Here is a 25,433-nt window from a genome sequence, read left to right as displayed (position 1 = left end):
GAGCGAAACCTATTGCTGACTGTGTGGGCTCCGAGTCGGAAGCGGTTCCTGACGGCCGCGATCGGCATTGTGGAGTACCTGAGTGCACCCCTGTCTTGGCAGGGTTAGGATCGCGAAGACATTTGTGCTGATCGTGGCCACCTCGTGGCCATGCGATTGGGTGGGGGACGAGTGACACCGAAGCCTGTAGAGGTGAACCCGAGCAGTCTCGCGGACGCAGCGAGGCACTTGCATTCGTACGGGACGTCGATTCGGCGGATCGAGTCGCCGACGTTCGGAGCTATCCGTAACTCGCTGGCGGGTTTCGAGACCGCATCAGCCACGGATGGCCTCGACGGGTCGGTGAGGCAGGCTCTGACAACAATTGCGGGTCGACACGAGCAGTTCGGTGATGCTCTGAAATCTGCCTCGAGCGCGGTGGTCAATGCCGACTACGTCGCCGCTCGGCTACTGGAGTCACTCGGCAATCTCAACCAGCGTCCTGAGTGATGGCGGCAAAGACTCGAAGTATTGTCCGCGACGCGCACCCCGAGATTCTCGCTCATGCCGCGTCCGCATTGGTTCCGGTGTCGGCCGCGATCGAGAGGAAAGCCGGGGAACTCCACGCGAAGGTAACAGGCCTCGATTGGAAAGGGGTCGCGCGTGACGGAGCGGTGACCCGCGCGGACTGGGAGAAAACGCAGATGACCCGGGTTGCGGACGCAGTCGAGGAACTCGGCGAAGCGTTCACGTCTGGCAGCAGTCGGATGGCCCCGATGGTCGCGAACCTCAACACCTCAGCGTCCAATCTCGAGAACGACCTGTTCTCAGTCGAAGATGATTGGACCGTTCGTGATCTGCGCGACTACGCCTCCGAAGAGAAGCGCAACGAGGGCGACTCCACCGCGCTGTCCGAGATAGCCGAAGCTCGCCGCATCCGGGGTGAGGAAGCGACCAACGAGACCATCCGGCTGCAGAGGCTTGCGCAGGAGCTGCACACGGCTGACGTGGACACGAAGCGCGCGATCAGCGAAGCAGAAGAACTCATCAGGACGCTAACACCCGTCACAGCGGGACTCAGCATCCGCCAGTCCGAGATAGACCTGCAGGCACTCAAGGATGGCAAGCTGTCGCCGGCGGGCCGAGAGCGTCTGAGGCGAGCGACATGCCTGAGTCCCGGCCAGCTTGAAGCGCTCCGCGAAGGGCAAGTCACGGAGATCTCCCAGGGGCAGTACAACTATTTGAGCAATATCATGACCGAGCTCGAGACGGCGAACATGGACGACCTCCTCAAAGTTCACAACGCCGCGCCCGGTCTGCTCGGAGACGCGTTCCGCATCATGTCGAGTCCCAATGTGCACACGAAAGCGGGCTCGACTGGCGGCCTGGACCGTTTGCCTGGCTCGGTTGTGTCGCTGCTACGCGAGAATCCGATAAAGCACACGACAGCAGGAACGTCGACCGGATTCCCCTACTCCTTCGCGGGGGTGCCGCGTCTCGAGGACTTCAAGGCACTCAACACAATCTTGAGTGACCGGACCGACCGTGGTCTGCAGTTGGGCACCGACGTCGACCGCGGGATGCTCAAGCAGTCCTCTGAGATCGTCGGAGCTCTACCGGACGGCGACGACAAGCTCTTTGGTCTGTACGACGAGAATCAGCGCGTCGAGGACGTTCGAAAGCTCGCGAGCTCGATGCTCACCAACTCGAGTCACGACCGGCAAGCCGTCACAGATTTCCTGACCGGGGAGCGGATGAGCGTGACAGTTGCTGAAGGGCATAAGTACGACGCCGACGCGCACGTGCTGAACATCCTTTCTGAACGGTGGTCTGTCGACGGTGCCAAACTCGGTGCGGAAGGTGACTTGTCGGGCGGCAGAGATCTTTTCGATTGGATCGGGGCGGCGGCACCATCCGAGGGGTACGAGGGACAGCTCGGTGGTAGGGCCGCCGATGCATTGGCGCGCATTCTGATCGAACACGAGAACGAACTCGATTCGCTGGTCGTCGAACGAGACTCAGCAGGAAACAACAAGTACGAAACCTTCGGTGACCGGAATGCCCTGCTGTCGCAGGTACTTGCCAAGAACCTCGCGCCGTATTTCGGTAACTTCGCCGGTGCTCCGGATGGGGTGTTGGTCAACCACACAGCCGCTCCGCTCGAAGACGCGGTGGAGTTCTCGAAACTCATCGGGGTGCTCTCCACGGATCCCGGTGCGGGTCGAGTTGCGTTGAGCGCAGCCGTGCACTGGGAGAACTTCCTCGCGCACGAGTACGGCAGCGACCCGGACAACTCGGAGCTCGCCACTGCCGCTGCCAAAATACACAGGTCAATGGACGACGGGTTGACCAACGCGCTCTCAACCCTCGCCGACAACGACCAGTGGGAGAGATTGCGGGAGTACAACGAGAAGTCCTTCCTGATCGACTCGGCCGGAGGGCTTTTGGCTGCTGGCGGGTTGAAAGTGCCTGGGCTTTCCGAGGTCGCCGGCCTGGCCGTGCCACTCGTGAAGATGGATGAGATTTCATTGCCGACTGCCGATCCGCAGGACAACGAAGCTGCATGGAAGACAGAGCTTGAGAACCTGGGAACCAGCCTCGACAAATTGACCGCCGGCCAAGACCGCGTGGTACAGGTGACGTCTGGCTACCTCGAGGATCGACCAGACCTCTGGGGCAAGGCGTGGATAGCTCGCGACGGTGCTTCGATAACATTTGTGAAGCCAGACGGGTCTATCGACCTGGAAAAGGTTGAGGCCAACGGTCGAGAATTCACGAGGTTCTCGAAGGAAATTGGCGCGGAAAGTACTCGTTTCGAATACAACGACCACTTCGGTGAATCACTCGAAGATCCGACCATCAACGATTCCGACCAGTCCATGGAGGTAGTGGACCGTGCGCCGCGCTGACGTTGTCGCAGTAGCATTGCTGTGCCTTGGGCTCGTGACTGCCTGCAGCGACATCGGTACATCCTCATCCTCGGGCTCTTCGGGCAATACCGCGTCCGGTTCGGTCCGATCTATGTCCCCCTCGGAAGCGCGGGCAGCAGACCGTTTGCAGTGGAGAATGCGCTGGCGTGAGGACGGTGCTGTCGACCTGTCATCCCCGACGGGGACGTTCATTCGTGGGGTGATCGAAGGAGAAACCCTACTACTCTTCGACTGGGATGTTGACGGTGAGTTTCCAGGCATCAAAGACGCGATTCCTGGGCGCAAGGATTGGATGCCGCCTCTGGGCAGCAACGACTACCAGACGGTGGATGAGATCTATAAGATTGCCGACGTTCGTGACCTCGGCGACAACTCTGCTGTCGCGCTTGTGTGCACATCCGGGCAGGTGAGCACCGAAGAAGCGAGTTTTCCGCCCTATTTCGATTCGGAGAATGTCCCCGATGCCCGCGACAGGTTCGTGGCGGTCGACCGTCTGACGTTCCATCGTGAGGGCGAGTCGCCGCCCGAAACCCGGCCCGGTCCCAGCCTGTTTCCCGGCTATGACGTATTCGGAGATTGGTGGGTGTCGGAGTACACGGATTCGTGGGCGCCACGGGGGTCGGGGCCTGACAAGTGGGGGCGGGAACCGATGCCCGACCCGAGTATCTGCGGTGACATGGGAGACCTGACGTCTCCCGGCCCGTCGTTCCCGGGCTGGTCGGGCGCCGGAGTCTGAGACGCGCGAACGCGCAGCGGGTGAGTCAGCAGTAGGTTTCGCTCAGCGAAACCTGTTGCTGATCCGTGCCACCTGCCCCGGCGGCTCGGAGATAAAACCCCAGTTCAGTGGGGTTACGCTCACCGGTGAGCAAAAATTTGGGACGTGACCGCGGGGTCGGGCTAGGGTCCGAGTGGTGTCCAACCACCGATCTCCCCGCGCTCATCGAGCCGCTCCGCGCGTGGTTCGAATCCTCGCGCTGGCGCTGACCGCCGCCATCGTCGGCATGCTGACGATCCTCGGCGGACCCGCGCCGCATGCCCAGGCAGCCCCCGACGACAGCTGTAGCCCGGCCGGGCTTGCGTCGGCGTCGGCTGCGCCGGTCAACCTGGCCGCCGCGGAGCAGGGCGGTGAGGACAAATACACCACCCCGAGCACGACGCCGATCGACCAGATCGACATCGGCTCGCTCGAACTGCTTGCGCCGGGCAAGATCTCCGTCGGCACCTTGTCCGACGCCGGACCCAGCATCTGTGTCAACAGCGCCGGCAACTTCACCGGCTTCGACAACGAACTCCTCAAAGCCATCGCCGCGAAGCTGGGTCTGCAGATCGAGTTCAACGGCACCGAGTTCGCCGGTCTGCTCTCGCAGGTCGCCAACAACCGGTTCGACGTCGGGTCGTCGTCGATCACGACCACCGACGACCGTCGCAAGACCGTCGACTTCACCAACGGCTACGACTTCGGCTACTTCTCGCTCGTCGCCCCCGAGGGCGGTCCCATCAAGGGATTCGGCGACCTGTCGGACTCCACCCGTATCGCCGTCGTCCAGGGCACCGTGCAGGACGACTACGTCGTCAACACGCTCGGCCTCGACCCGGTCAAGTTCCCCGACTACGCAACGGCTTACGCCAATCTCAAGAGCGGTCAGGTCGACGCGTGGGTCGCGCCGTCGCAACAGGCGGAAGGCGCGGTACGCGAGGGCGACGGCACCGCCATCGTGGAGAACACCTTCAGCGTCAACAACTTCGTCGCGTGGGCGGTCGGCAAGAACAAGCCCAAGCTCGTCGAGGCCCTGAACTCCGGGCTCGACGCCATCATCGCCGACGGCACCTACGCCAAGCTCTACGTCGACTGGGTGCCGCGCGAACTCCCCGAAGGCTGGAAGCCGGGCAGCAAAGCCGCACCCGAACCCGAACTCCCCGACATCGCCGCGATCGCCGCCGAGAACGCCGAGAACGCCGGCCCGACCGAAGCCACCACGCCCAAGAGCACGCTCGAACAGCTCGGTGACACCTTCTTCAACTGGGAGCTCTACGAGAAGTCGTTCCCCGAACTGATCAAGACCGGCCTGGTCAACACGCTGATCCTCTCCGTGGTCTCCGGTGTGCTGGGCACCATCCTGGGGATGATCCTCGCGGTCTGCGGCATCTCCCGGTCGCGCTGGTTGCGTTGGCCCGCACGTGTCTACACGGACATCTTCCGCGGTCTGCCGGCCGTCGTCGTCATCCTCATCGTCGGCCTGGGCGTGGGCCCGGTGGTCAAGGGCCTCACCGGAAACAACCCGTACTGGCTGGGCGCCGTCGCGTTGGCACTGCTCGCGGCCGCCTACATCGGCGAGATCTTCCGATCCGGTATCCAGAGCGTCGACGACGGTCAGCTCGAGGCGTCGCGTGCGATCGGCTTCAGCTATCGGCAGTCGATGCGGCTGGTGGTGATCCCACAGGGCGTCCGGCGCGTGCTGCCCGCACTGATGAACCAGTTCATCAGCCTCATCAAGGACAGCTCCCTGGTCTACTTCCTCGGACTGCTCGCCAGCCAGCGCGAACTGTTCGCCGTCGGCCGAGACCTCAACGCGCAGACCGGAAACCTGTCTCCGCTGGTCGCCGCGGGCATCATGTACCTCATCCTCACCATCCCGCTGACGCACCTGGTCAACTACATCGACCGTCGCCTCCGTACCGGTAGGCCGGCCGATGTCCACGATGATCCGTTGCCCGTCACCGTCGTCGAGAAGGGATAGGCCATGCCTGCCACCACCACACGAAAAGCTGTGTCGCTGACCGGTACCGACCTGCACCTGTCCTTCGCCAGACATCACGTGCTGCGCGGCGTCGACATCCAGGTCGACGCGGGTACGACGACCACCGTCATCGGCCCCTCGGGATCGGGCAAGTCGACGCTCCTGCGGGTACTGAACCGCCTGCACGAACCCGACCAGGGGGACATCCTGCTCGACGGCCGGTCGGTGCTCCAGGACAACCCGGACGAACTGCGCCGCCGAATCGGCATGGTGTTCCAGCACTTCAACCTGTTCCCGCACAAGACGGTGGTCGAGAACGTCGCGTTCGGACCGCGGAAACTCAAGGGGCTGAGCAAAGACGAGGCACGCGACGTCGCGCTGAAGCAACTGGAGATCGTCGGCCTGACCGAGAAGGCCGACGTGCGACCCGCACGCCTGTCGGGCGGTCAGCAACAGCGTGTGGCCATCGCGCGTGCACTCGCGATGACACCGGAGGTGATGTTCTTCGACGAGGCGACCTCGGCTCTCGATCCCGAACTCGTCAAGGGTGTGCTCGCACTCATGGCCGACCTCGCATCCGAGGGCATGACGATGGTCGTCGTCACCCACGAGATGGGCTTCGCGCGCAATGTGAGTGACAACGTGCTGTTCATGGATCACGGCGTCGTGGTGGAAACCGGTGAGCCCGGCGAGATCTTCGACGACGCGAAGTCGGAACGACTGCGTACGTTCCTGTCTCAGGTCCTGTAGCAGCTCACATCCACTGCACGAGTTCGTCGGACCGTTCCGGGTGACGGTCCCGGAACCGTTGGACGACCTCGCTGATGTGATCGTGCATCAGCGTCTCCGCCTTACGAGGACGGCCCGCGATGATCGCCTTGGCGATGTCGGCGTGGTCGTGGCTCATCGCATCGTCCTCGGCGATGGTGTCGCGGCCGGCCTCGAGGACGTGCTCGACGACGATGTGGTCGATCGCCTGCGTGAGCAGCGTGAGGACGCGATTGCCGCTGAGTTCGGCGATGACGGCGTGAAAGTTGTTGAGATCGCTGAAGATCTCGCTCTCCTCGTGTTCCTCGACGTCGTAGTCGAGGAACCGCGCGAAGGCGGCCTCCTTCAGCTTCCGATCCTCGATCCGGGCGACCTTGGCGGACAGTTGCGGTTCCAGGATCTCCCAGGTGTCGAAGACCTCGTCGTAGGTCGCGCCGGCGAGATGGAAATACAGCGTGGCGGTGCGCGCGAGGTAGGACGCGTTGAGCGCGCTCACGAACGGACCCCCACCGGGGCCGCGCTTGAGCGTGATCAGCCCCTGGACCTCGAGGATGCGAAGCGCCTCACGGAGGGTCTCGCGGCTGACCGAGTAGTTGGCGAGCATGTCGCTCTCGGCCGGGAGACGGTCGCCGCGCCGCAGCCCCAGGCTGACGATGTCGGAGACGATCGACGCGGCGGTGGTCTCCGATGCCTTGGGGGCACGCGTGGTCTCGCCATTCTTCTCCGAAGACGATCGCATCTCTCCGGGGTTGTAGATGATCGGGAGACCCGTGCGGGTCAGTTCGCGTGTCATCGTCGACCTTTTCTCATTCGGTGGCGGCGGTCCGCGAGCCGCTGGCTGGATTCGCAGTCGGATTGCACACTACTGGTGAACGGTGTCCGACTTCGGAATTTCGTACGTGTGAACGAAACCGGCGCTCGACGCGGCGGGTTCAGTACGGGGACGATCCACCGTCGACGTTGAGGGTGGTTCCGGTGATCGCGCCACTGTGCTCGCCCAGGAGGCTCACAGCGGCGTGCGTGACCTCGTCCAGGGTCGCATGTCGGCCCGTCCTTGTCAGGTCCTTGTAATTCTGCTGAGGATTCGAGTAGCGGCCCGTGTTGGCCTTTCCTGCCGACGACGACTGCGTCGGAACCCGCGTCGGGATCTCCACGTATCCGGAACACAGCGTGTTGCATGTGATGCCGAGTTCGCCCGGGTCGGGATCCGCCGGCCCCCGTGGTGGATCTCTGCGATGTCGGTGTCCGTGCTCCGTGGCGCGGACACCGACATCGTCATTCGCTGGGCCGATCGAGCCCGAACAGCCGAGCGGCGTTGCGGTACAACACATTGCGCCGCCGTCGTCGTCGAACCCCAGGCCGGTGACGGCTTCGAGGGCGTGCGTGTAACCGTAGGGGATGTTGGGGAAGTCGCTGCCGAACAGAATCCTGTCCCCGGCGTCGACGAGACGCGACCGAAGGTCCGCGGGGAACGGGGCGTCCTCCTCGGCGAAGTCGGTGAACGCCATCGTGGTGTCCAGGTGCACGTTGGGGTACTCGCCCGCGAGGTCGAGGAAGGCCGCGTATTCGGGCATGCCCATGTGCGCGATGATCAGCGGCAACGACGGGAACCGATGCAGTAGAGCGCGAATGGGCTCCGGCCCGGTGTGCCGGCCGGGTGCGGGACCCGAGCGCAGTGGATGATCACCGGCACCTGGGAGTCGGCGATCTGCGACCAGACTCCGTCGAGCAGGGAATCCATGGGGGAGTAGTCGCCGACCTGGATGTGGCTCTTGAAGACCTGCGTTCCCGCCTGGATCGCGCGAGAGACGTAGGTGGTGGCCGATTCCTCCGGGTAGAACGTCGCGGTGTGCAGGCAGTCCTCGTGGTTGGCGGCGAAGTCGTTGGCCCAGCCGTTCAGCCACTCCGCCATGTTCGGCTTGTGCGGGTAGACCAGCGACGAGTAGGCGCGGATACCGAATTCGCGCAGCGTCGACACCCGGACGTCCTCCTCGGCACGGTAGGTGATCGGCCACTCCCGCCCGACCAGCGGCCCCGCGGAGTCGAAGTACGACCACACCTTGTCCATGACCGGACGCGGCATGAAGTGGGTGTGGACGTCGACGATGCCCGGCAGGTGGAGGTCCTGCCAGACCGCGCGCACCCGATCCGCCTCGTGGGAGCTGAACGGCACAGGGCCCTCAGGTCTGGGGCTGTCAGGTCTGGAGGCTTCGGGAACGGCACTGTTCACCCGTACGACGGTACGCCCGGCGGAGGTCGCAGGGCATCTCGGCCGGTCAGCCGACGGCGGGCGAGATCAGCACCTTCCGATGATCATTGGGCGCCGACAACTCGGCGAACACGCGGTCCACCTCGTCGAGCCCGACGATCTGGCTGACCAGCGTCGACGAGCCCACCGCGCCGCGGTTCAGTTCGGCGGCCGCGGTGCAGAACTCGGTCTTGGTGTAGTAGGAGACGAAGTGCATGGACGCTTCCTTGACGATGCCTGCGACGGGCATGAAGTGATCATCGCCGAGGCACACGCCGGCGACGACGATGCGGCCGTGGGTTCGGACGGCATCGAGCGCCGCGGCGATCATCCCGGGTTTGCCGACGCATTCGATGACGACGTCGAAGCCGTCGCGGACCTCTCCGGACAGCTGCTCCGGTGTGTGCACCGCGGATGCGCCGGCGTCGAGGGCCGCGGCACGCCGACCGGGCGAGGGGTCGGAGCTGATCACCTCACCGGCCACGCCGCGCGACAACCAGTGCAGCACTGCCGTTCCCACCGGGCCGGCGCCCAGCACGAGGACGCGGTCGGCGGGTTCGATCCCGGCCCGCATCACGATGTGCAGACCGACCGCGAGGGGTTCGACCAGGGCGCCGTCCACCGGGTCGATGCCATCGACCCGCACACTCTCGGCCGCACCGACGACGACGAACTCGGCCAGTGCCCCGGGGAGGACGCCCAGCCCCAGGGTGCGGACGGACGGGCAGCGAGCGATGTCGCCGACCAGACAGGCGCGACATCGTCGGCAGCCGCGGACGGGCATCGACGCGACGTGATCGCCGAGGCGGAAACCGTGGTGTGCGCCGTCGGCGGGGTCGGGTGGGCCGACCGCGACGACCTCCCGGCGAACTCGTGTCCCAAGATGGTGCCGGGTGGGAGAAACGGGGCGGTCGACAGGTCGGAGCCGCAGATGCCGTTCGCGGCGACCCGGAGGACGAGTTCACCGGGTCCGGGCGTGGGGTCGACGACCTCGACGACCTCGAATCCGTCTGCGGTGGTCACCGCGGCACGCATCCGCTCAGCCCTCCGACCAGCGCACCACGGGTCCGTCGACCGCGGATCGCGGGACGATGAAGACGCCCTCGGCCTCGCAGGTCACGCCCTCGGCGTCGGAGATGGTGCCGCGTGCGATGCGTTTGCGCCCGTTCTGCTCGGTCACCCACGCCTGGGCCACCAGCGCGCCGAGGGGAGTGGGGCGCAGGTAGCGGACGGTGATGGTGCCGGTGTAGCACGGTGAGGAGTAACTGGCCGCGTTGCCGAGCAGATGGTCGAGGAGCATGGCGCAGACGCCGCCGTGGACCTGCCCCGGCGGTCCCTCGTAGGCGGCACCCAGGGTGAACTCGCTGCGCACGCCGTCGCGGACGTGTTCGATGTCGAGCGGGGGTGCCAGGGCGTTGCGTACGCCGATCACGGCATTCCCCCAGGCCATGCCGGTGTTCTCGCGCGTGTGCCGGACGCCGTATGGGCCGTCCATCTGCTCGGTGCGCAGGTCGGCGACGATCTCGGCGATCCGCCGCTGCGCGTCGGCGAGTGCATCCTCGCCCACCTCGGTGCGGATCACGGCGTCGACGAGGTCGCGCACGGTGTCGGTCAGGGGCGTGTAGACGCCGCGTCGACGAGCGACTTCGTCTTCGGTTATGTCCTCGAGGATGAACTCCATATGTCTACCGATCAGTAGGTGTGGCATAGGTAACGAAGGGTGGAGGCCTGCAGTAGAACGTGTTCTAATTCAAACATTAGAACGTGTTCTCGTTTCTGTTTTCGTGGACACCGACCACCAGGTCATCCAGCCCACGGGCGACCTCCGGCGGTGACCCCGCGCGAGGCGGAAACACAACCACAGGCGCTGCTCCACGATGAGTGCCGAAACCTTCGACCTCACCGCTCGCGACGAGACCTGGGTCAAACGGGTGCTACCCGTCCTGAAACTCGTGGCCAAGACCTACTTCCGCTCCGAGGTCCGGGGCATGGACAAGGTTCCCGACGGGGGCGCCCTGCTGGTCTCCAACCATTCCGGCGGGCTGATGGCCTTCGACGTCCCGGTGATCAGCGTCGCATTCGCCGACGAGTTCGGACCCGACCGGCCGCTGTACACCCTCGCCCACGACCTCATCTTCACCGGCGCGGGCAAACAGATCTTCGGCAAGGTCGGCTTCCTGCCGGCCCACCCCAAGAACGCCGTCGCCGCACTCAGAGCCGGTGCCGCGACCATCGTGTTCCCTGGCGGCGAATGGGAAGCGCTGCGTCCCACCAGCCAGTCCGCGACGATCGACTTCCACGGACGCACCGGCTACATCCGCACCGCTCTCGAAGCGGGCGTCCCGATCGTCCCGATCGTCACCATCGGCGGCCAGGAGACACAGCTCTTCCTGAACCGCGGCGACAGCCTCGCCAAGCTGCTCGGACTGCAGAAGCTGCTCCGGGTCGACAGCGCGCCGTTCGCGTTCGGCTTCCCGTTCGGGCTCACCGCCCACTTCCCGCCGAACGTGCCGCTGCCGTCGAAGCTGGTCACCCAGGTTCTCGACCCCATCGACATCACGGCCGAGTTCGGGACCGATCCCGACCATGCCGAGGTGGACCAGATGATCCGCAAGCACATGCAGCATGCCCTCGACGGGCTCGCCCGCGAGCGCCGGTTCCCGGTGCTCGGCTGACCACGAAAGGAGATCGACGATGATCACTCGTTTCCGCGATCGCGTCACCACCTACACGTGGCTCGTTCGTACCCTCGTCCGCAGCGGCTTCCTCGGCACGCTGCGACTCGACCGCTACCTCCGGATGGGTCTCAACCTGCGTCGCCACGGCGGTGCGTCACCGGTGAGCGGAATCGGTCTGGCCGCCGCCCGTGCCCCGCAGGGCCTGGCCCTGATCGACGAGGCGGGCCGCCTCACATGGGGCGAGCTGGACGCGCGCTGCGACGCCCTGGCCGTCGGACTGCGTGAGCTCCCCGGCGCTCCGGTCACGACCGTCGCGATCCTCTGCCGCAACCACCGCGGACTGATCGAGGCACTCGCCGCGACGTCGCGGCTCGGTGCCGACGCGGTGCTGCTCAACACCGGCTTCGCCGGACCTCAGCTCGCCGACGTCCTCGAGCGGGAGGGTGCCGACGTCCTCATCGCCGACGACGAGTTCGACGAGGTCATCGCTCCGGCGGCGGAACGGCTTCCGGGGATGCGCCGCATCCACGCCTGGACCGAGACCGGGCCGGTCTCGGGTTTCACGACCGACTCGTTCATCGACGCGAACCTTGGCCGGCGACCCGCACGGCCGGAGCGCGCCGGACGCATCGTGCTGCTGACCTCGGGCACCACGGGTACCCCGAAGAGCGCGCGTCGCGGTGGTAGTACCGACATCGCGTCGCTGGCCGCGATGCTCGATCGCATTCCTTGGCGCGCAGGAGAATCCACGGTGATCGCGGCGCCGATCTTCCACGCCTGGGGATTCGGGCAGGTCGCCATCTCGGCGACCATGACGTGCACCATGATCATGCGCCGCCGCTTCGACCCGGTCGCGACCCTCGACCTCGTCCGCGACCACGAGGCGACCGGACTCGCCGTCGTCCCCGTGATGCTCGAACGCATCATGGACCTGCCCGACGAGGTTCTCGACGCGCATCCGATGCCCAGTCTGCGATTCGCCACGGCGAGCGGTTCGCGGATGCGTACCGATGCCCTGATCGCCTTCCTCGACCGCTTCGGCGACGTCGTCTACAACAGCTACAACGCCACCGAAGCCGGATTGATCAGTACCGCGACACCCGAGGACCTGCGCATCAGCCCGGACACCGCCGGCCGGCCGCTGACCGGCACCAGCGTCCGGATTCTCGGCGACGACGATCGCGAACTCCCGGTCGGCGAGATCGGTCGCATCGTGGTCGCCAACAACTCCGGATTCGACGGATACACGACCTCCGACACCAAATCCTTCAGTGATGGGCACATGGTGTCCGGTGACGTCGGGCGGCTCGACGAGAACGGCCGGTTGTTCGTGGTCGGTCGCGACGACGAGATGATCGTCTCCGGCGGCGAGAACGTCTATCCGCTCGAGGTCGAGCAGGTCATCGGTGCCCTCGACGAGGTGCACGAGGTCGCCGTCATCGGGGTCGACGACGACAAGTTCGGTCAGCGTCTGGCCGCGTACGTGGTGCGGACTCCGCAGACCCTCATCGGTGCCGACCAGATCCGCCGGCACGTCAAGGAACAGCTCGCCGGGTTCAAGGTTCCGCGCGACGTCGAGTTCCTTGACGAACTGCCCCGCAACGCCACCGGCAAGATCCTCAAGCGCGACCTGGAGTCGGCCGGACCGGAACGGAAGGTGAGCTGAATGACGAACGCACGCAACACACCTGACGTCACCGAGTTGTTCGCCGGTGCCGATGCCGGTTCGGGTGCCGAGCGCATGACGGGGCCGGACGCGCTGATGCTCAACATGGAGACCCCGTCGAACCCGATGCACACTCTCAAGGTCGCGGTCCTCGACACGTCCCGACACGGTCGTCCACTGTCACTCGCCGAGATCGCCGACGTCCTGCCGCGCTATCTCGGGATGTTCCCGCGTGCCACCCAGCGGGTGCGCTGGGTGCCCGGTTGTTCGGCGCGCCCCTTCTGGGTGCAGGACAACGGTTTCGACGTCTCCGACCACATCGACGAGGTGTGGGTCGGCGCCCCGGGTGGACGCACCGAACTCGACGCCGTGCTGTCCGAACTCGCGGTCGCGCAACTCGACCGCAACCGTCCGCTGTGGGCACTCACCCTGGTTCACGGTCTCGACGGCGGTCGGCAAGCGGTCGTGGTCCGTGTCCACCACGCGGTGGCCGACGGACTCGCGGCGCTCAACACCTTCATGGCCGCCACCGCAGAACCGGGCGATCGTGTTCCCCCGGCACCTGTCCCCGAGGCTCTCGAGCAGGACGCGCGGACCCTCACGAAGGCGGCGCGCGCGGAGTCGCGTCGACTGGTCCGTCGACTCCCGTCGGTGGTCTCCGCGGCCCGGCACGCGGTGGCAGCGCGGCGCAAGGCGTCCAACGGCGAGCTGATCCCGAAACCGCTGACGGTGCGTCGTACCAGCTTCAACGCACGTAGCGGGGCGAACCGGGTATGTGCGTCGGCCGACATCGCGCTGGCCGACATCCAGCGGATCGCCCTGGCCGCCGGCACCACGGTGAACGGTGCCCTGCACGGTGTGATCGCCGGTGCGATCAGGGACGAGCTCATCGCGCGCGGCGAGGAGCCGGGCACCCCGGTGACGATCTTCGGGGTCTGCAAAGACCTCGGGTCCAACCGGGTTCACGGCAACGAGATCGCCACCGCCATGGCGTATCTGCGCTCCGATCTGGCCGATCCCGTCGAGCGGATCGTCGCGACCGGCGAGAGCTGCGCGGCCACCGTGGCGTGCCGTCGGGACGTCGGCTTCGACCTGACCGAGAAGCTGGCGACCTATACCGGACGGCTCGGTCCGTTCTTCCGCGGACTGGCCGCCAACCGGGCACCGCTGGTGATGAACAACATCACCACCGCCAACATGCCCGGCCCCCGGACCACGCGCTGGATCGGCGACATCGAGGTGGTCGACTGGATCTCCTTCGCCCTGGCGATCGCGCCGGCCGACGTGAACCTGACAACCTACAGCTACGCCGGACGGCTCAGCATGGGACTCATCGCAACACCGGAATCCATGCCCGACCCGGCCGGGTTCCTCCGCCGGGTCGTGCGGGCGGTCGACGAGGCGACCGATGCGCTCGGTATCGGCGAGATGGCACGGGAGGCCAGTTGATCGACTGGGAGACCGAACGAGCCAGGCTAGGATTGTTCGCCGGCGTACTGCCTCGGGCGATCGGCAGTTCGATCGCGGCGGGACGAGGAAACCCGGAGACGGGTATCCCGGCAGCCGGGTGCGGGCCGCGGCAGGTCGGGGAGACCGCGATCGACGAACTGTTCATCGCGGTCAACTCGGTGATCCGGGACATCCCGCCGATGGAGACGGTCGAGGACATGGTGGCGCGATGCGCCGATGTGGCCGACGAATTCCTCCGACTGGGACCCGCTGGGATGCATCGGGATCCCGGTGCGCCCAGGATCCTGTCGCGCGACCGCAAGGTCTTCGGCACCACGTCGTTCGAGCACATCGACTATGCCGTCGACCCGAAGTTGCCGGCATCGGTGGCGGCGCTGGACCCGTACGCCGACGGCATCTCGTCGGTCCGGGTGATGACGAAGCGCCGGGCCGGCGCCCGATGGCTGATCTGGGTGCATGGTGCCGCGCAGGGACGACCGGATGACCTGTATGCGTTCCGGGCGGCGCATCTCCACAAGAAGCTCGGCTACGACGTCGCGTTCCCGGTGCTCCCCGCGCACGGACCCCGGCGCGTGACGAAGGTGTCCTATCCGGGTTTCGACCCGCTGGTGAACACCCTCATCACGGTCCGCGCCGTCGCCGAGATCCGGTCGCTGATCACCTGGATCGAGAGTCACGAACCAGCCGAGATCTCGATCGCCGGAACGTCTCTGGGTGGCCCCATCGCCGCCCTGGCCGCGTCGATGGACCCGCGGATCGCCGCAGTGCTCGCGGTGGTGCCGATGCTGGACATGCATGCGACGCTCGCCCATCACATGTCTCGCGGCGGACCCAAGGGGCAGCGCCTCGCATCGTTGATGCGCGACGAGTCGGTGCGCGAGGTGGCGAGCGTCATCAGTCCGCTGTCGGTGCAACCGATCGCAACCCCGGACCGCCGGATGGTGGTCGCGGCACTCAACGACCGCGTGACCTGGGTGTCGGCTGCACAGCAGCTCCACGAGCACTGGGGTGGACGCATCCACTGGTATCCCGGAAGCCATGTCGGCCATGCCATTTCGACCGGCATCCGGCACGCGACGGACGGATTCCTGAGTGAACGCGCGCGCCCGGCCGGCCCGGCCGAGGAGGGCAAGCGGGCGATCAACTGACGTCGCCCGCGACGAGTCCCGGAAAACCTACTCGGGCACCATGTCCGGATTCGCGTCGGCGATCAGCTCGTCCCGGTCCTCGACCAAGACGAACCCGGCGTTGATGGCCGCGTCGGCGGCGTCACGATAGTGCTTCTCGTATTCGTCGCGTGTGCCGTAGCGCTCTGCGAGCAGATGCGCGGGGACGGGGTGGGTCGATCCGAACAGTAGGCAGATGCGAGAGATCGGATCGGGGACAACGCCACTCAACACATGCGTCGGCGCGTCGACGCACGGCGTACGGACGCCGCCGAGGACGTTGCCGATGTCGTCGACCTCGAACTCGGGTTCGGCAGTCGTCACCCCGCGCAGACGCAGCGGATCGGCGACCGGTGGCGGATCCCCGCCGTCGGCCCACGCGCGGAGATGGCGCAGCCCCGCGCGCAACACGAAGCGCTGCTGGCCGCGGTTCACCGGATCGGGGCAGCCGAGGAACTCCTCGAAGTCGCCGATCTGATGCAGGTCGGCGTGTGAGGTACCGGCGATCTCCCACACCCGCAGACGGTCCGTGTCCGGCTGACGAACGAGGTGGTAGCGGAAGTTGGTCAGCAGATCGGTCTCGGTCTGCACGACGAGGACCGGTGCGTCGAGATCGGTACGGATCCTGGTGGGTTCGCCGCTGAACACGGTGCCCACATCGATGCCCGTACCCACGTCGCCGGCGGGCAGACCTGCAGCCGCACGACTGTGGATGAGGAACCCGTCGAAGTCCCCGGCGGCGGCCACCGCGTTGACATAGGTGGTCAGGGCCATCGCGGATTGCGATTCGCCGACCGCGAGCACCATGCCGACGGAGAGTCCGGCGAGCGGGTGATACGGGGTCGGTGCCTCTCCGGAGTGGTCACCACGAACCGCGTATCCGATCGAGCGGAAGATGTCGTAGCAGTAGGCGTCACCGGGGTGATGTAGTCCGCCGTAGCGGCCCGGGTCCTTGGCGGACAGACTCTGGGGTTCACCGGTGGCGACGCCCACCGAACCGGTGCCGCCCTCGACACCGACGTACTGTGCCGAGACCCCCACCCAGGCGTAACCCGCGCGCACCAATTCGGCGGCGAGATAGGAATACTCGGGCGCGGCATCACTGCCGCTGCTCACGTTCAGCCACTCCACGACGGCACAGCCGTTGAACGCGGCCGCGTTTGCGGGGCGTCGGACGACCAGCCGGGTCGTGAACTCGGCCGGAGGTGTGTCTCCGTCGCCGACGAGCCGGTCGGCGATTCCCGACGCGGCGTATTCGGTGTCGGTGTATCCGGCGGCGGCGAGGTCGGGCACCGGCGAGGCACTCAGCAACGAGGGACCCTTGCCGTCTGCCAGCGGGCGAAACATGATGTGCTTGTTCACTTCTGCTTCCGGTACTTCTTGATGACCTCACCGAACATGAAGTGCATCTTGGTGCCCTGGGGCCAGCCGATGTAATAGCAGAGGAAGAGACTGATCTCCTCGAGCTGTTCGGGCGTCAGCTCGCCGTTGCCCAGAGCGGCCCCGGCCTGGATCTCGGCGACGTCGATGTTGTTGCCCGCCGCGAGTGCACCGAGCAGGATCAGTCGCCGATCCCCGTCGGAGAGACCCTCGCGAGCCCATACGTTGCCGAACACCTGGTCGGCGGTGTGCGCGAAGTAGTCGCCGGGACCATCGCTCACCTCCCAGCCGTAGACCTCGGACATCCGCCTCAGGCCGCGCTTGCGCACCTCGTCGGGTGCGTCGTCGGAGACATTGGATCGGGTCATGCGGTTTCTCCTTCGAGATGGGGGACACCGAGTCCGGGGGCCAGCTCGCGGAGTGCGATCTGCCCGAGAGGCAGGTCGACGCCGAGTTCGTCGCCGAGCGCGAGCGCCAGCGAGAGGTCCTTCTCGCCCAGTGTACGAACGCCGGTGAAGATGCCGTACCACGGATCGTCGGTGTCGAGCGTCGCCGTGGTCTCCCGCAGCATGATCGCACCGGCACCGCCGGTGACGGCGTCGGTGTGCCGAACGACTTTGCCCAGCTTGGTGATATCGAGCCCGGCAGCCTCGGCGAGGCGCGCCGCCTCGGTGGTCGCGGTGAACGAGATGAAATGCAGGAGGTTCCTGGCGAGCTTCATCTTGGTGCCCGCGCCGACCTCCGGGCCCGCGTGCACGAGCATGTCGGCGGTGAGCCGGAAGGGCTCTTTGAGCTTCTCGTAGGCCTCGCGCGGGCCGCCGACCATGATCGCCAGCCGTCCCGACGCCGCTCCCATCGCGCCACCGGAGATCGGGGCGTCGAGCAGGACCACGTCGCGGGCCGCGCACTGTTCGGCGAGGTCGACCGCGGTGTCCGGTCCGATCGTGGAATGGACGGTGATGATGGTGCCCGGACGGGCCGTCGACAACAGTCCGTCGGGCCCGGTGACCACCGACCTCACCTGCTCGTCGTTCAGGACGCAGATGCCGACGATGTCGGTCCCGGCGGCGAGTTCGGCGAGTGAACCGGCCGCCTTCGCACCCTTGTCGACGACCTTGCCGATCGCCTCGTCGGAGAGCAGGAACAGGCACATCCCGACGAGATCTTCGGGCTTGCCGAACCGTTTGAGCGGCAACCGGTTCACGATGTCGGCGACCATCTCCTTCGGGGTGGTCGTGCGGGTGGCCTCGGTGTCGATGGGGCCGGGTGCGATGGCGTTCACCCGGATGTTCTGCCCGCCGAGTTCGGTGGCGAGCTGCTGGGTCAGGCCGTTGACGCCGACCTTGGCGAGACCGTAGAAGCCGCTGTACAGCCATGCGGCGGTGGAGGACTGGTTGACGATGGCGCCGCCGCCGTTGGTCATGTGCGGGTAGACGGCGCGGGTGACGTTGAGCGCACCGTCGAGGTTCACGGACATGAACTTCTTGTAGTAGTCCCACGGCACGGTGATGAGGAAGTCGAGCTTCATGCCGCCGTAGATCGCCGCATTGTTGACCAGGCCGTCGATGGAGCCGTAGGCGTCGACCGTCGCCGCGGCGAGTGCCTTCGCCGACTCCTCGTCGGCCACATCGGTGCTGACGTACAGTCCGCCGATGTCCGCCGCGACCTGCTTGCCCTTCTCGTCGGCGAGGTCGGCGACCACGACGTTGGCGCCCTCGGCGGCCAGTGCCCGCGCGTAGGCTTCGCCGATCCCGCCGGCGGCGCCGGTCACGATGACGGTCTTGTTCTCGAAACGCTGGGAACTCATTGTCCTGCTTTCTGTGTGGGTGGTGGGGTGGGCTCTGTGACGGGCCGCTGCGAGCTCCGGGGCTTCGACGCGGTGCCTCGCTTCGCTCGGTACCGGCTCAGCCGGCGGGGTGGGAGGCGTTTCTCGCTTCGCTCGGTACCGGCTCAGCCGGCGGGGGAGGTGGTGGTGTGGGCTCTGTGACGGGCCGCTGTGGGGGCTTCGACGCGGTGCCTCGCTTCGCTCGGCACCGGCTCAGCCGGCGGGGTCGGTGCCGGCTCAGCCGGCGGGGTTGGTGCCGGCTCAGCCGGCGGGGGAGGTCACGCGGGTCGCGCGACGGCCTTGGTCTCCAGGTATTCCTCGAAACCGGCGACGCCCATCTCGCGGCCGATGCCGGACTGTTTGTAGCCGCCGAACGGGACGTCGGCGGAGTACCAGATGCCGCCGTTGACGCCCATGGTCCCGGTGCGAACACCGTTGACCACCTTGTTGATCCGGTCCTCGTCGGTGCCGTAGACCATGCCCGACAGTCCGTAGGGGGAGTCGTTGGCGATGCGGATCGCGTCGTCGTCGCCGTCGTGGGCGATGATCACCAGGACCGGACCGAAGATCTCCTCCTGCGCGACGCGTGCCGAGTTGTCGAGTCCGGAGATCAGCGTCGGCTCCACGAAGAAACCGTTGGGCTTGTCGGCCGGACGGCCACCACCGATCTCGATGGTGCCGCCCTCCTGCTTGGCGAGTTCGATGTAGGACTCGACGCGCTGACGCTGACGCTCGGAGATCAACGGTCCGCAGATGGTGCCCGAACTCGTGGGGTCGCCGGGCGGGAGGCCGGCCAGCGCGTCGCGGGTCCCGGTGATCGCCTCGTCGAGCCTGGGACGAGGCACGACGAGGCGCGTGGTGATCGCACAGCCCTGGCCGGCATGGGTGACGACGTTGAACGCCGCCATCGCGCACGCCGAACCGACGTCGGCGTCGTCGAGCACGATGAACGCGGACTTGCCGCCGAGTTCGAGGAACACCTTCTTCAGCGACTCCGACGCCGCGGCCATCACCTTCTTGCCGGTCGCGGTGGAGCCGGTGAAGGAGACGAGGTCGACGCGGGGGTCGGTGGACAGTTGCTCGCCGAGGCGGTGATCGGTGGAGGTGACGATGTTCAGGACGCCGGGTGGAAGGTCGGTTTCCTCGGCGACGACCTTGCCGACGAGCGCCGCGCACCAGGGGGTGTCGGGTGCCGGCTTGAGGACGACGGTGCATCCGGCGGCGAGGGCCGGCCCGATCTTGGCGAAGTTGATCTGGTGGGGGAAGTTCCACGGCGTGATCGCACCGACGACGCCGACGGCCTCCGACCGAAGCTCACGATGGTTCTTGATGCCCATCGGCCTGGCCTCGCCGAGATCGCGGGACCACTCGTAGCTCTCGGCGAGGTCGGCGAAGTAGCCGAGATCGGTCACCGGTCCCTCGAACTGCGGGCCGTGGGTGAGGAACGACGGGCAGCCGACCTCGGCGATCGTCAGTTCGCGGAACTCGTCGGCGTGGGCGAGGAGGGCATCGCGCAGTTGTCGTAGGCAGCGGGCGCGGAAGGCGTGGTCGCGCGACCACTCGGTGGTGTCGAAAGCGGTGCGGGCGGCGGCGATCGCGGCGTCCATGTCGGCGGCGGTGGCCTCGGCGGCCTGTCCGATGACCTCCTCGGTCGCGGGGTTGACGACGTCGAAGACACCGCCGCTGCCGGGGGTGAGCTTGCCGTCGATCAACAGATCCGACGCGGTTTCGGGGCGAAGGGGCATGAGCTGGAACTCCATCTGGACAGGTGTCTGGACTCGCGTTCAAACCTAGTGTAGCGTGGCTCACATGTCCAGCCCCGTATCCCAGGAATCCACACGTCGCCGCCTCACGCAGCAGCAGGCGGAGACGGTCTCGCGGCTCACCGAGGCCGCGGTCGACGTGCTGAACGCCGAGGGTTTCGACGGGCTCACGGTGCGGTCGGTGGCCAAGATCGCGGGTGTCGCGCCGGCGACGGCGTACACGTACTTCTCGTCGAAGAGCCATCTGGTCGCCGAGGTCTTCTGGCGGCGGCTGTCCGCGGGGGTCTCCGAACCCGATCCCGCCGCGGCGCCGAGCGAGCGGGTCGCGCAGGTGCTCCGCGAGGTGGCGCTCGTCGTGGCGGGGGAGGGGCAACTCGGTGGTGCGGTCACCGTTGCGCTGCTGGGGACCGACCCCGACGTCGAGCACCTCCGCGTCCGCATCGGTGCGTTCATCCGCCGGCGTCTGGCCGCCGCGCTCGAGGAGGATCCGGAGAATCCCGGGCCGCTCCTCGACACCCTGGAGATGATCTACTCCGGCGGCCTCGTCTACGCCGGCATGGGGCACATGACCTATGAGCAGACCTCCGAACGTCTTGTCGCTGCTGCGCATCTACTGATGGAGAAGTGATGACCGAAACGACATCGGTGCCGGGGATGGAGCGAGCCCTCCCCTTCGACCCGTATGCCTATGACTTCCACGAGGATCCGTATCCGACCTACGCCCGGCTCCGTCGGGAGGCGCCGGTCTACTACAACGCCGAGATGAACTTCTGGGCACTGGCGAATCACGCCGATGTCCGCGCGGGATTCCGTGACGTGCAACGGTTCTCGAACAGCTGGGGCGTGTCGATGGACCCGTCGGCGTACGGGCCCGACGCACACAAGTCGATGTCCTTCCTCGCGATGGACGACCCCAAACACATGCGCATCCGCAAGCTGGTCTCGAAGGGCTTCACGCCGCGCCGCGTCAACGACCTCGCCGGCCGGATCACCGCGCTGACGCACCAGCACTGGAGCAAGTGCCTCGACATGGGCGAGTTCGACTACGTCCACGACTTCGCCGCACTGTTGCCGATGGACGTCGTCTCCGAGCTCCTGGGAGTCCCCGAAGCCGACCGTACACATCTGCGGCACCAGTCCGATCTGCTCCTTCATCGCGAGGACGGTGTCCTCGACATCCCCGAGGCCGCGATCCACGCGTACATCGAACTGCACAAGTACTATTCGGAACTCATCGCCGACCGGCGGAAGAGTCCCGGCGAGGATCTGGTCTCGGCTTTGATCGAGGCCGAGATCGACGACGACGCGACCCGCGAGAAGATCAGGCTCACCGAGGACGAGATCGTCGGTTTCATGGTCCTGATGGTGGTCGCGGGTAACGAGACCACGACGAAACTCCTTGCCAATGCGCTCTATTGGGGCTGGCGTAATCCCGACGAACTGGCCAAGGTGTTCGCCGACCCCGAACTCGCGGTCCCGCAGTGGACCGAGGAGACGTTGCGCTACGACAACTCGACCCAGATCGTCGTGCGACGCGTGATCGAGGATGCACCCTACGGCGACCACGTGATCCCGGCCGGTGACCGCGTCCTCCTCCTCGTCGGTTCGGCGAACCGTGATCAGGAGGTCTTCGGGCCGGATGCCGACAAGTACGACATCGGGCGCGACAACGGCCAGGCGTTGATGAGCTTCGGTCTCGGAGCGCACTTCTGCCTCGGCGCACATCTCGCCCGTCTCGAGGCCAACATCGGTCTCGGCGAGGTGATCCGGTCGATCCGCGCGGTCGACATCGACATCGACAAAGCCGTGCGCGTGCACTCGGTCAACGTGCGCGGCTTCGCCGAACTCCCCGTGAAAGTGACGGTGCGCTGATGGGTTTTCGTCCTCATCCCGAACGTCGGCCGGTCCTCGTCGCGGGTGCCTCGTCGGGCATCGGAGCGGCGACGGCCGAACACCTCGCGGCGGCCGGCCATCCCGTGGCCCTGGCGGCCCGCCGAGTCGAGAAGCTCCAGGAGCTGGCCGACAAGATCATCGCCGCGGGCGGCGAGGCGGTCGCCGTACCGCTCGACGTGACCGACGAACAGTCCGTGGTCGACTGCGTTGCGAAAGCGGAGGCCGCACTCGGCGAACTCGAGATCGTGGTCGCCGGAGCCGGCGACCTCGCGGTCGGGCTCTCCTACGAGACGAGTCCGGAGCATTTCGCCGATCAGGTCAACATCCATCTCACCGGTGCCTACCGGATCTACCGGGCCGTCATCGGCGGCATGATCGACCGTGCCCGAGGCGATTTCGTGTTCATCGGTTCCGATGTCGTACTCCACCCGCGGCCCTGGTCGTCGGCCTACGTCGCGGCGAAGTCGGGGATCGACGGACTGGTCGCCACCATCCAGCTCGAACTCGAGGGCACCGGTGTGCGAGCAGGTGTGGTCCGACCGGGACAGACGCTGACCGGCATGGGCATGAACCTCGACCAGAAGACCACCGAGGACATGCTCAACGACTGGATCAAGCACGGCTTGGCCCGCCACGGCAACTTCCTCGAACCCCAGCACATCGCGCTGGCCGTCGCGGCGATGGTCACCATGCCGCGCGGTGCCCACATGCGCGCGGTCGAGGTGGAGGCCGAGGGTGCGGTCTCCCGGGACCGGGCCACGACACCAGAAGACCCCACAGTCGACGAAGGACAAGGGGACCCATCGATGACCGCCACCACCGCATCAGGTCTGAAGAAGCCGCATCGAGTCTCGGGCGGCGAGAGCGAACACGGCCATCTCGACGAACTCGCGAGCGACCCGATCTCGCTGTTCTGGCGCGTCCGCGAGGAATGCGGCGACGTCGGCATGTTCCAGCTCGCCGACCGCGAGGTGGTGCTGGTGTCCGGGGCCGCGGCCAACGAGGAGTTCTTCCGCGCGCCCGAGGAAGACCTCGATCAGGCTGCCGCCTACCCGTTCATGACCCCGGTGTTCGGCGAGGGCGTCGTGTTCGACGCGAGCCCCGAGGAGCGGTCCAAGGCGATCCACAACTCAGCGCTCAAGGGCGCCCACATGAAACAACACGCGGTGACGATCCCGAACGAGGTGGAGCGCATCATCGCCGAGTGGGGCGACGAGGGCGAGATCGACCTGCTCGACTTCTTCTCCGAACTCACGCTCTACACCTCGTCGTCGTGCCTGATCGGACGCAAGTTCCGGGAGCGGCTCAGCGGGCACATCGCCCACCTCTTCCATGACCTGGAGAAGGGCACCGACCCGATCGCGTACGTCGACTACAAGGCCGACATCGAGAGCTTCCGCAAACGCGACGAGGCGCGTGCCGAACTCGTCGAGTTCATCCAGGGCGTGATGGACGAGCGCGTCGCGAATCCGACTGAGGACAAAGACGATCGCGACCTGATGGACGTGCTCGTCCAGGTCGGCTTCGACGCCAACACGATCACCGGCATGTTCATCTCGATGATGTTCGCCGGCCATCACACGACGTCGGGCACCGCCGCGTGGACGCTGATCGAGCTGTTGCGCAACCCGGACTACATGTCGCGCGTCTACGACGAGCTCGACGAGATCTACGGCGACACCCCGACCGGTGAACGTCCCGAGTACACCTTCGCCCACCCCCGGCAGATGCCTCGGCTTGAGAACGCCCTCAAAGAGGCGTTGCGCCTGCACCCGCCGCTGATCATCCTGATGCGTGTGGTGCAGAAGGATTTCCACGTCGAGGACTACGAGATCTCCGCCGGCCAGTCGATCGCGGTGTCGCCGGCGATCTCCAACCACCTGCCGGAGGACTTCCCGGACGCGGACACCTTCGATCCCGACCGGTACGACAAGCCGCGGCAGGAGGATCTGGTCAACCGCTGGACCTGGATTCCGTTCGGGGCGGGCCGGCATCGTTGCGTCGGTGCGCAATTCGCGATCATGCAGCTAAAGGCGATCTTCTCGGTACTGTTCCAGAACTACGAGTTCGAGATGCTGCAGCCGTCCGAGAGCTACCGGAACGACCACTCGAAGATGGTCGTTCAGCTCCAGCAGCCGTGCCGCGTTGCCTACCGTAAGCGTCAGGACCGCTGATGCGCATCGAGGTCGATCTGGATCTGTGCCAGGGCCACGGCATGTGCGAGCTCGAAGCCCCCGAGGTCTTCGCGACGAAGACCGACCACGTCGAGATCCTCGACGCGACTCCCGACGAATCCCGGCGCGCCGAGGTCGAGGCGGCCGTGCAGTACTGCCCGACGCAAGCGTTGCGTCTCACCGAAGATGACGAGTGAAGGTGGAACACATGTCTTTTGACCGTGCCGAACTGGAAGAGATGAAGGAACGGTGGCTCGCCGCCAACATCGAGGCGGAGAAGGCGGGAGACTGGAAGCCGCTCGCCGAGTTCTACACCGAGGACGCCACTTACGGCTGGAACTACGGCCCGAAGAAGGACTTCATGGCCGTGGGTCGCGAGGAGATCCGCGAACTCGCGCTCGGCCAGGAGATGGAGGGCCTCGAAGGGTGGGAGTACCCATACCAGGCTTGGGTCATCGACGAGAAGACCGGCGACATGATCGGGCTCTGGAAGCAGATCTACGAGGGCACCCGCGACGACGGCACCCACTATGCGCTCGAAGGTATCCAGGGCAGCTGGTTCAAGTACGGCGGCAACTTCCAGTTCTCGTGGCAACGTGACTTCTTCGACTACGGCAACGTCTCTGCACTCTTCATCGAGATGATGCAGAACAACGCGATGAGCGAGGGCATGCTCAAGCGGGTGGAGAAGGCGGCGCCGGGGAATCTGCCGGGCTGGTATGACTTCGGTACGACGCCGGTCGCGTTCTGGTGAA

20 protein-coding genes and 4 pseudogenes are annotated in these 25,433 nt (G+C 66.2%); 14 read left to right on the top strand and 10 right to left on the bottom strand.

Features of this window, described 5'->3' with window-relative positions; translation table 11 throughout:
* The first annotated feature begins 488 nt into the window (after positions 1-488).
* From IHQ52_RS22430 to IHQ52_RS22415, 4 genes are all read left to right on the top strand, one after another.
* A complete protein-coding gene (locus IHQ52_RS22430) occupies positions 489-2,888 on the top strand; it encodes a TPR repeat domain-containing protein (protein WP_096275010.1) in 2,400 nt (799 codons plus the stop codon).
* A 220-nt stretch (positions 2,889-3,108) separates the two neighbouring features.
* The gene (locus tag IHQ52_RS22425; RefSeq protein WP_232513016.1) at positions 3,109-3,645 is read left to right on the top strand and encodes a hypothetical protein; all 537 of its coding nucleotides are present in this window, start codon (positions 3,109-3,111) and stop codon (positions 3,643-3,645) included.
* A gap of 265 nt (positions 3,646-3,910) precedes the next feature.
* Positions 3,911-5,647: an ABC transporter substrate-binding protein/permease gene (locus tag IHQ52_RS22420; RefSeq protein WP_238064306.1), complete on the top strand. Its 1,737-nt coding sequence runs from the start codon at positions 3,911-3,913 to the stop codon at positions 5,645-5,647.
* 3 nt (positions 5,648-5,650) lie between these two features.
* Complete coding sequence (locus tag IHQ52_RS22415) at positions 5,651-6,397, top strand: amino acid ABC transporter ATP-binding protein (protein ID WP_238063967.1); 747 nt, start codon at positions 5,651-5,653, stop codon at positions 6,395-6,397.
* 4 nt (positions 6,398-6,401) lie between these two features.
* Here IHQ52_RS22415 and IHQ52_RS22410 read toward each other — a convergent pair whose 3' ends face one another.
* The 5 genes and pseudogenes from IHQ52_RS22410 to IHQ52_RS22385 all read right to left on the bottom strand — a co-directional run bounded on the left by IHQ52_RS22410 (position 6,402) and on the right by IHQ52_RS22385 (position 10,344).
* Entirely contained in the window at positions 6,402-7,208 is an 807-nt protein-coding gene (locus tag IHQ52_RS22410) for a FadR/GntR family transcriptional regulator (protein ID WP_096274612.1), read from the bottom strand.
* Positions 7,209-7,690: 482 nt separating this feature from the next.
* Positions 7,691-8,588 (bottom strand): annotated as a pseudogene (locus IHQ52_RS22400) (amidohydrolase family protein).
* Positions 8,589-8,691: 103 nt separating this feature from the next.
* The gene (locus tag IHQ52_RS23855; protein WP_238064305.1) at positions 8,692-9,237 is read right to left on the bottom strand and encodes a zinc-binding dehydrogenase; all 546 of its coding nucleotides are present in this window, start codon (positions 9,235-9,237) and stop codon (positions 8,692-8,694) included.
* Between the two features lie 126 nt (positions 9,238-9,363).
* Positions 9,364-9,698: pseudogene (locus IHQ52_RS23850) on the bottom strand (alcohol dehydrogenase catalytic domain-containing protein); the annotation flags it as partial.
* Positions 9,699-9,702: 4 nt separating this feature from the next.
* On the bottom strand, positions 9,703-10,344 hold the full coding sequence (locus IHQ52_RS22385; protein ID WP_159404959.1) for a PaaI family thioesterase: 642 nt from the start codon (positions 10,342-10,344) through the stop codon (positions 9,703-9,705).
* Between the two features lie 196 nt (positions 10,345-10,540).
* Here IHQ52_RS22385 and IHQ52_RS22380 point away from each other — a divergent pair, with 196 nt between their 5' ends.
* Genes IHQ52_RS22380 through IHQ52_RS22365 form a run of 4 tightly spaced genes read left to right on the top strand, consistent with a single transcriptional unit; the run spans position 10,541 to position 15,625 of the window.
* A complete protein-coding gene (locus tag IHQ52_RS22380; RefSeq protein WP_006434756.1) occupies positions 10,541-11,338 on the top strand; it encodes a lysophospholipid acyltransferase family protein in 798 nt (265 codons plus the stop codon).
* Between the two features lie 19 nt (positions 11,339-11,357).
* A complete protein-coding gene (locus IHQ52_RS22375) occupies positions 11,358-13,007 on the top strand; it encodes an AMP-binding protein (protein ID WP_159404958.1) in 1,650 nt (549 codons plus the stop codon).
* Positions 13,008-14,456, top strand: a complete 1,449-nt coding sequence (locus IHQ52_RS22370) for a wax ester/triacylglycerol synthase domain-containing protein (RefSeq protein WP_159404957.1) — start codon at positions 13,008-13,010, stop codon at positions 14,454-14,456.
* Positions 14,453-15,625, top strand: coding sequence for an alpha/beta hydrolase family protein (locus IHQ52_RS22365; RefSeq protein ID WP_159404956.1), 1,173 nt, complete (start codon positions 14,453-14,455; stop codon positions 15,623-15,625). The genes IHQ52_RS22370 and IHQ52_RS22365 overlap by 4 nt, the downstream gene beginning before the upstream one ends.
* A 27-nt stretch (positions 15,626-15,652) precedes the next feature.
* On the opposite strand, the gene IHQ52_RS22360 is transcribed toward IHQ52_RS22365, so the two are convergent.
* From IHQ52_RS22360 to IHQ52_RS22340, 5 genes and pseudogenes are all read right to left on the bottom strand, one after another.
* Positions 15,653-17,005: an alpha/beta hydrolase domain-containing protein gene (locus IHQ52_RS22360; RefSeq protein ID WP_159404955.1), complete on the bottom strand. Its 1,353-nt coding sequence runs from the start codon at positions 17,003-17,005 to the stop codon at positions 15,653-15,655.
* Positions 17,002-17,391 (bottom strand): carboxymuconolactone decarboxylase family protein, encoded by a 390-nt coding sequence (locus tag IHQ52_RS22355; protein WP_159404954.1) that lies wholly within the window; start codon positions 17,389-17,391, stop codon positions 17,002-17,004. The genes IHQ52_RS22360 and IHQ52_RS22355 overlap by 4 nt, the downstream gene beginning before the upstream one ends.
* Positions 17,388-18,146 carry an NAD(P)-dependent oxidoreductase gene (locus IHQ52_RS22350; protein ID WP_236577620.1) on the bottom strand — a complete coding sequence of 253 codons (759 nt, stop codon included), beginning with the start codon at positions 18,144-18,146 and terminating at the stop codon, positions 17,388-17,390. Before IHQ52_RS22350 ends, IHQ52_RS22355 begins: the two co-directional genes overlap by 4 nt.
* A pseudogene (locus IHQ52_RS22345) lies at positions 18,147-18,830 on the bottom strand (SDR family oxidoreductase); the annotation flags it as partial. It lies immediately after the preceding gene.
* A 296-nt stretch (positions 18,831-19,126) separates the two neighbouring features.
* On the bottom strand, positions 19,127-20,593 hold the full coding sequence (locus IHQ52_RS22340; protein ID WP_006434748.1) for an aldehyde dehydrogenase: 1,467 nt from the start codon (positions 20,591-20,593) through the stop codon (positions 19,127-19,129).
* A 64-nt stretch (positions 20,594-20,657) separates the two neighbouring features.
* Here IHQ52_RS22340 and IHQ52_RS22335 point away from each other — a divergent pair, with 64 nt between their 5' ends.
* The 6 genes and pseudogenes from IHQ52_RS22335 (at position 20,658) to IHQ52_RS22310 (ending at position 25,432) form a co-directional block, all read left to right on the top strand.
* On the top strand, positions 20,658-21,239 hold the full coding sequence (locus tag IHQ52_RS22335) for a TetR/AcrR family transcriptional regulator (RefSeq protein ID WP_006434747.1): 582 nt from the start codon (positions 20,658-20,660) through the stop codon (positions 21,237-21,239).
* Positions 21,239-22,483 (top strand): cytochrome P450, encoded by a 1,245-nt coding sequence (locus IHQ52_RS22330; RefSeq protein WP_006434746.1) that lies wholly within the window; start codon positions 21,239-21,241, stop codon positions 22,481-22,483. The genes IHQ52_RS22335 and IHQ52_RS22330 overlap by 1 nt, the downstream gene beginning before the upstream one ends.
* Positions 22,483-23,202, top strand: a pseudogene (locus tag IHQ52_RS22325) (SDR family oxidoreductase); the annotation flags it as partial. The gene IHQ52_RS22330 and the pseudogene IHQ52_RS22325, both read left to right, overlap by 1 nt.
* Before the next feature lie 108 nt (positions 23,203-23,310).
* Positions 23,311-24,678 (top strand): cytochrome P450, encoded by a 1,368-nt coding sequence (locus IHQ52_RS22320; protein ID WP_006434745.1) that lies wholly within the window; start codon positions 23,311-23,313, stop codon positions 24,676-24,678.
* The gene (locus IHQ52_RS22315) at positions 24,678-24,875 is read left to right on the top strand and encodes a ferredoxin (RefSeq protein WP_006434744.1); all 198 of its coding nucleotides are present in this window, start codon (positions 24,678-24,680) and stop codon (positions 24,873-24,875) included. Before IHQ52_RS22320 ends, IHQ52_RS22315 begins: the two co-directional genes overlap by 1 nt.
* Before the next feature lie 11 nt (positions 24,876-24,886).
* Positions 24,887-25,432 carry a Cif family virulence factor gene (locus tag IHQ52_RS22310; RefSeq protein WP_040004510.1) on the top strand — a complete coding sequence of 182 codons (546 nt, stop codon included), beginning with the start codon at positions 24,887-24,889 and terminating at the stop codon, positions 25,430-25,432.
* Position 25,433: the final 1 nt, after the last annotated feature.

The organism is Gordonia amicalis (assembly GCF_022059885.1).
Classification (GTDB): domain Bacteria; phylum Actinomycetota; class Actinomycetes; order Mycobacteriales; family Mycobacteriaceae; genus Gordonia; species Gordonia amicalis.
The sequence above is the reverse complement of the archived record's forward strand: the minus strand, read 5'-3'. Positions and strand labels throughout refer to the sequence as shown.

Coding starts and splice junctions, on each gene's coding strand:
- IHQ52_RS22420 (WP_238064306.1), top strand. CDS start 3,911: ATGCTGACGATCCTCGGCGGACCCGCGCCGCATGCCCAGGCAGCCCCC.
- IHQ52_RS22330 (WP_006434746.1), top strand. CDS start 21,239: ATGACCGAAACGACATCGGTGCCGGGGATGGAGCGAGCCCTCCCCTTC.
- IHQ52_RS22355 (WP_159404954.1), bottom strand. CDS start 17,391: ATGACCCGATCCAATGTCTCCGACGACGCACCCGACGAGGTGCGCAAG.
- IHQ52_RS22370 (WP_159404957.1), top strand. CDS start 13,008: ATGACGAACGCACGCAACACACCTGACGTCACCGAGTTGTTCGCCGGT.
- IHQ52_RS22310 (WP_040004510.1), top strand. CDS start 24,887: ATGTCTTTTGACCGTGCCGAACTGGAAGAGATGAAGGAACGGTGGCTC.
- IHQ52_RS22410 (WP_096274612.1), bottom strand. CDS start 7,208: ATGACACGCGAACTGACCCGCACGGGTCTCCCGATCATCTACAACCCC.
- IHQ52_RS22430 (WP_096275010.1), top strand. CDS start 489: ATGGCGGCAAAGACTCGAAGTATTGTCCGCGACGCGCACCCCGAGATT.
- IHQ52_RS22340 (WP_006434748.1), bottom strand. CDS start 20,593: ATGCCCCTTCGCCCCGAAACCGCGTCGGATCTGTTGATCGACGGCAAG.
- IHQ52_RS23855 (WP_238064305.1), bottom strand. CDS start 9,237: ATGCGGGCCGGGATCGAACCCGCCGACCGCGTCCTCGTGCTGGGCGCC.
- IHQ52_RS22385 (WP_159404959.1), bottom strand. CDS start 10,344: ATGGAGTTCATCCTCGAGGACATAACCGAAGACGAAGTCGCTCGTCGA.
- IHQ52_RS22415 (WP_238063967.1), top strand. CDS start 5,651: ATGCCTGCCACCACCACACGAAAAGCTGTGTCGCTGACCGGTACCGAC.
- IHQ52_RS22320 (WP_006434745.1), top strand. CDS start 23,311: ATGACCGCCACCACCGCATCAGGTCTGAAGAAGCCGCATCGAGTCTCG.
- IHQ52_RS22335 (WP_006434747.1), top strand. CDS start 20,658: ATGTCCAGCCCCGTATCCCAGGAATCCACACGTCGCCGCCTCACGCAG.
- IHQ52_RS22380 (WP_006434756.1), top strand. CDS start 10,541: ATGAGTGCCGAAACCTTCGACCTCACCGCTCGCGACGAGACCTGGGTC.
- IHQ52_RS22375 (WP_159404958.1), top strand. CDS start 11,358: ATGATCACTCGTTTCCGCGATCGCGTCACCACCTACACGTGGCTCGTT.
- IHQ52_RS22315 (WP_006434744.1), top strand. CDS start 24,678: ATGCGCATCGAGGTCGATCTGGATCTGTGCCAGGGCCACGGCATGTGC.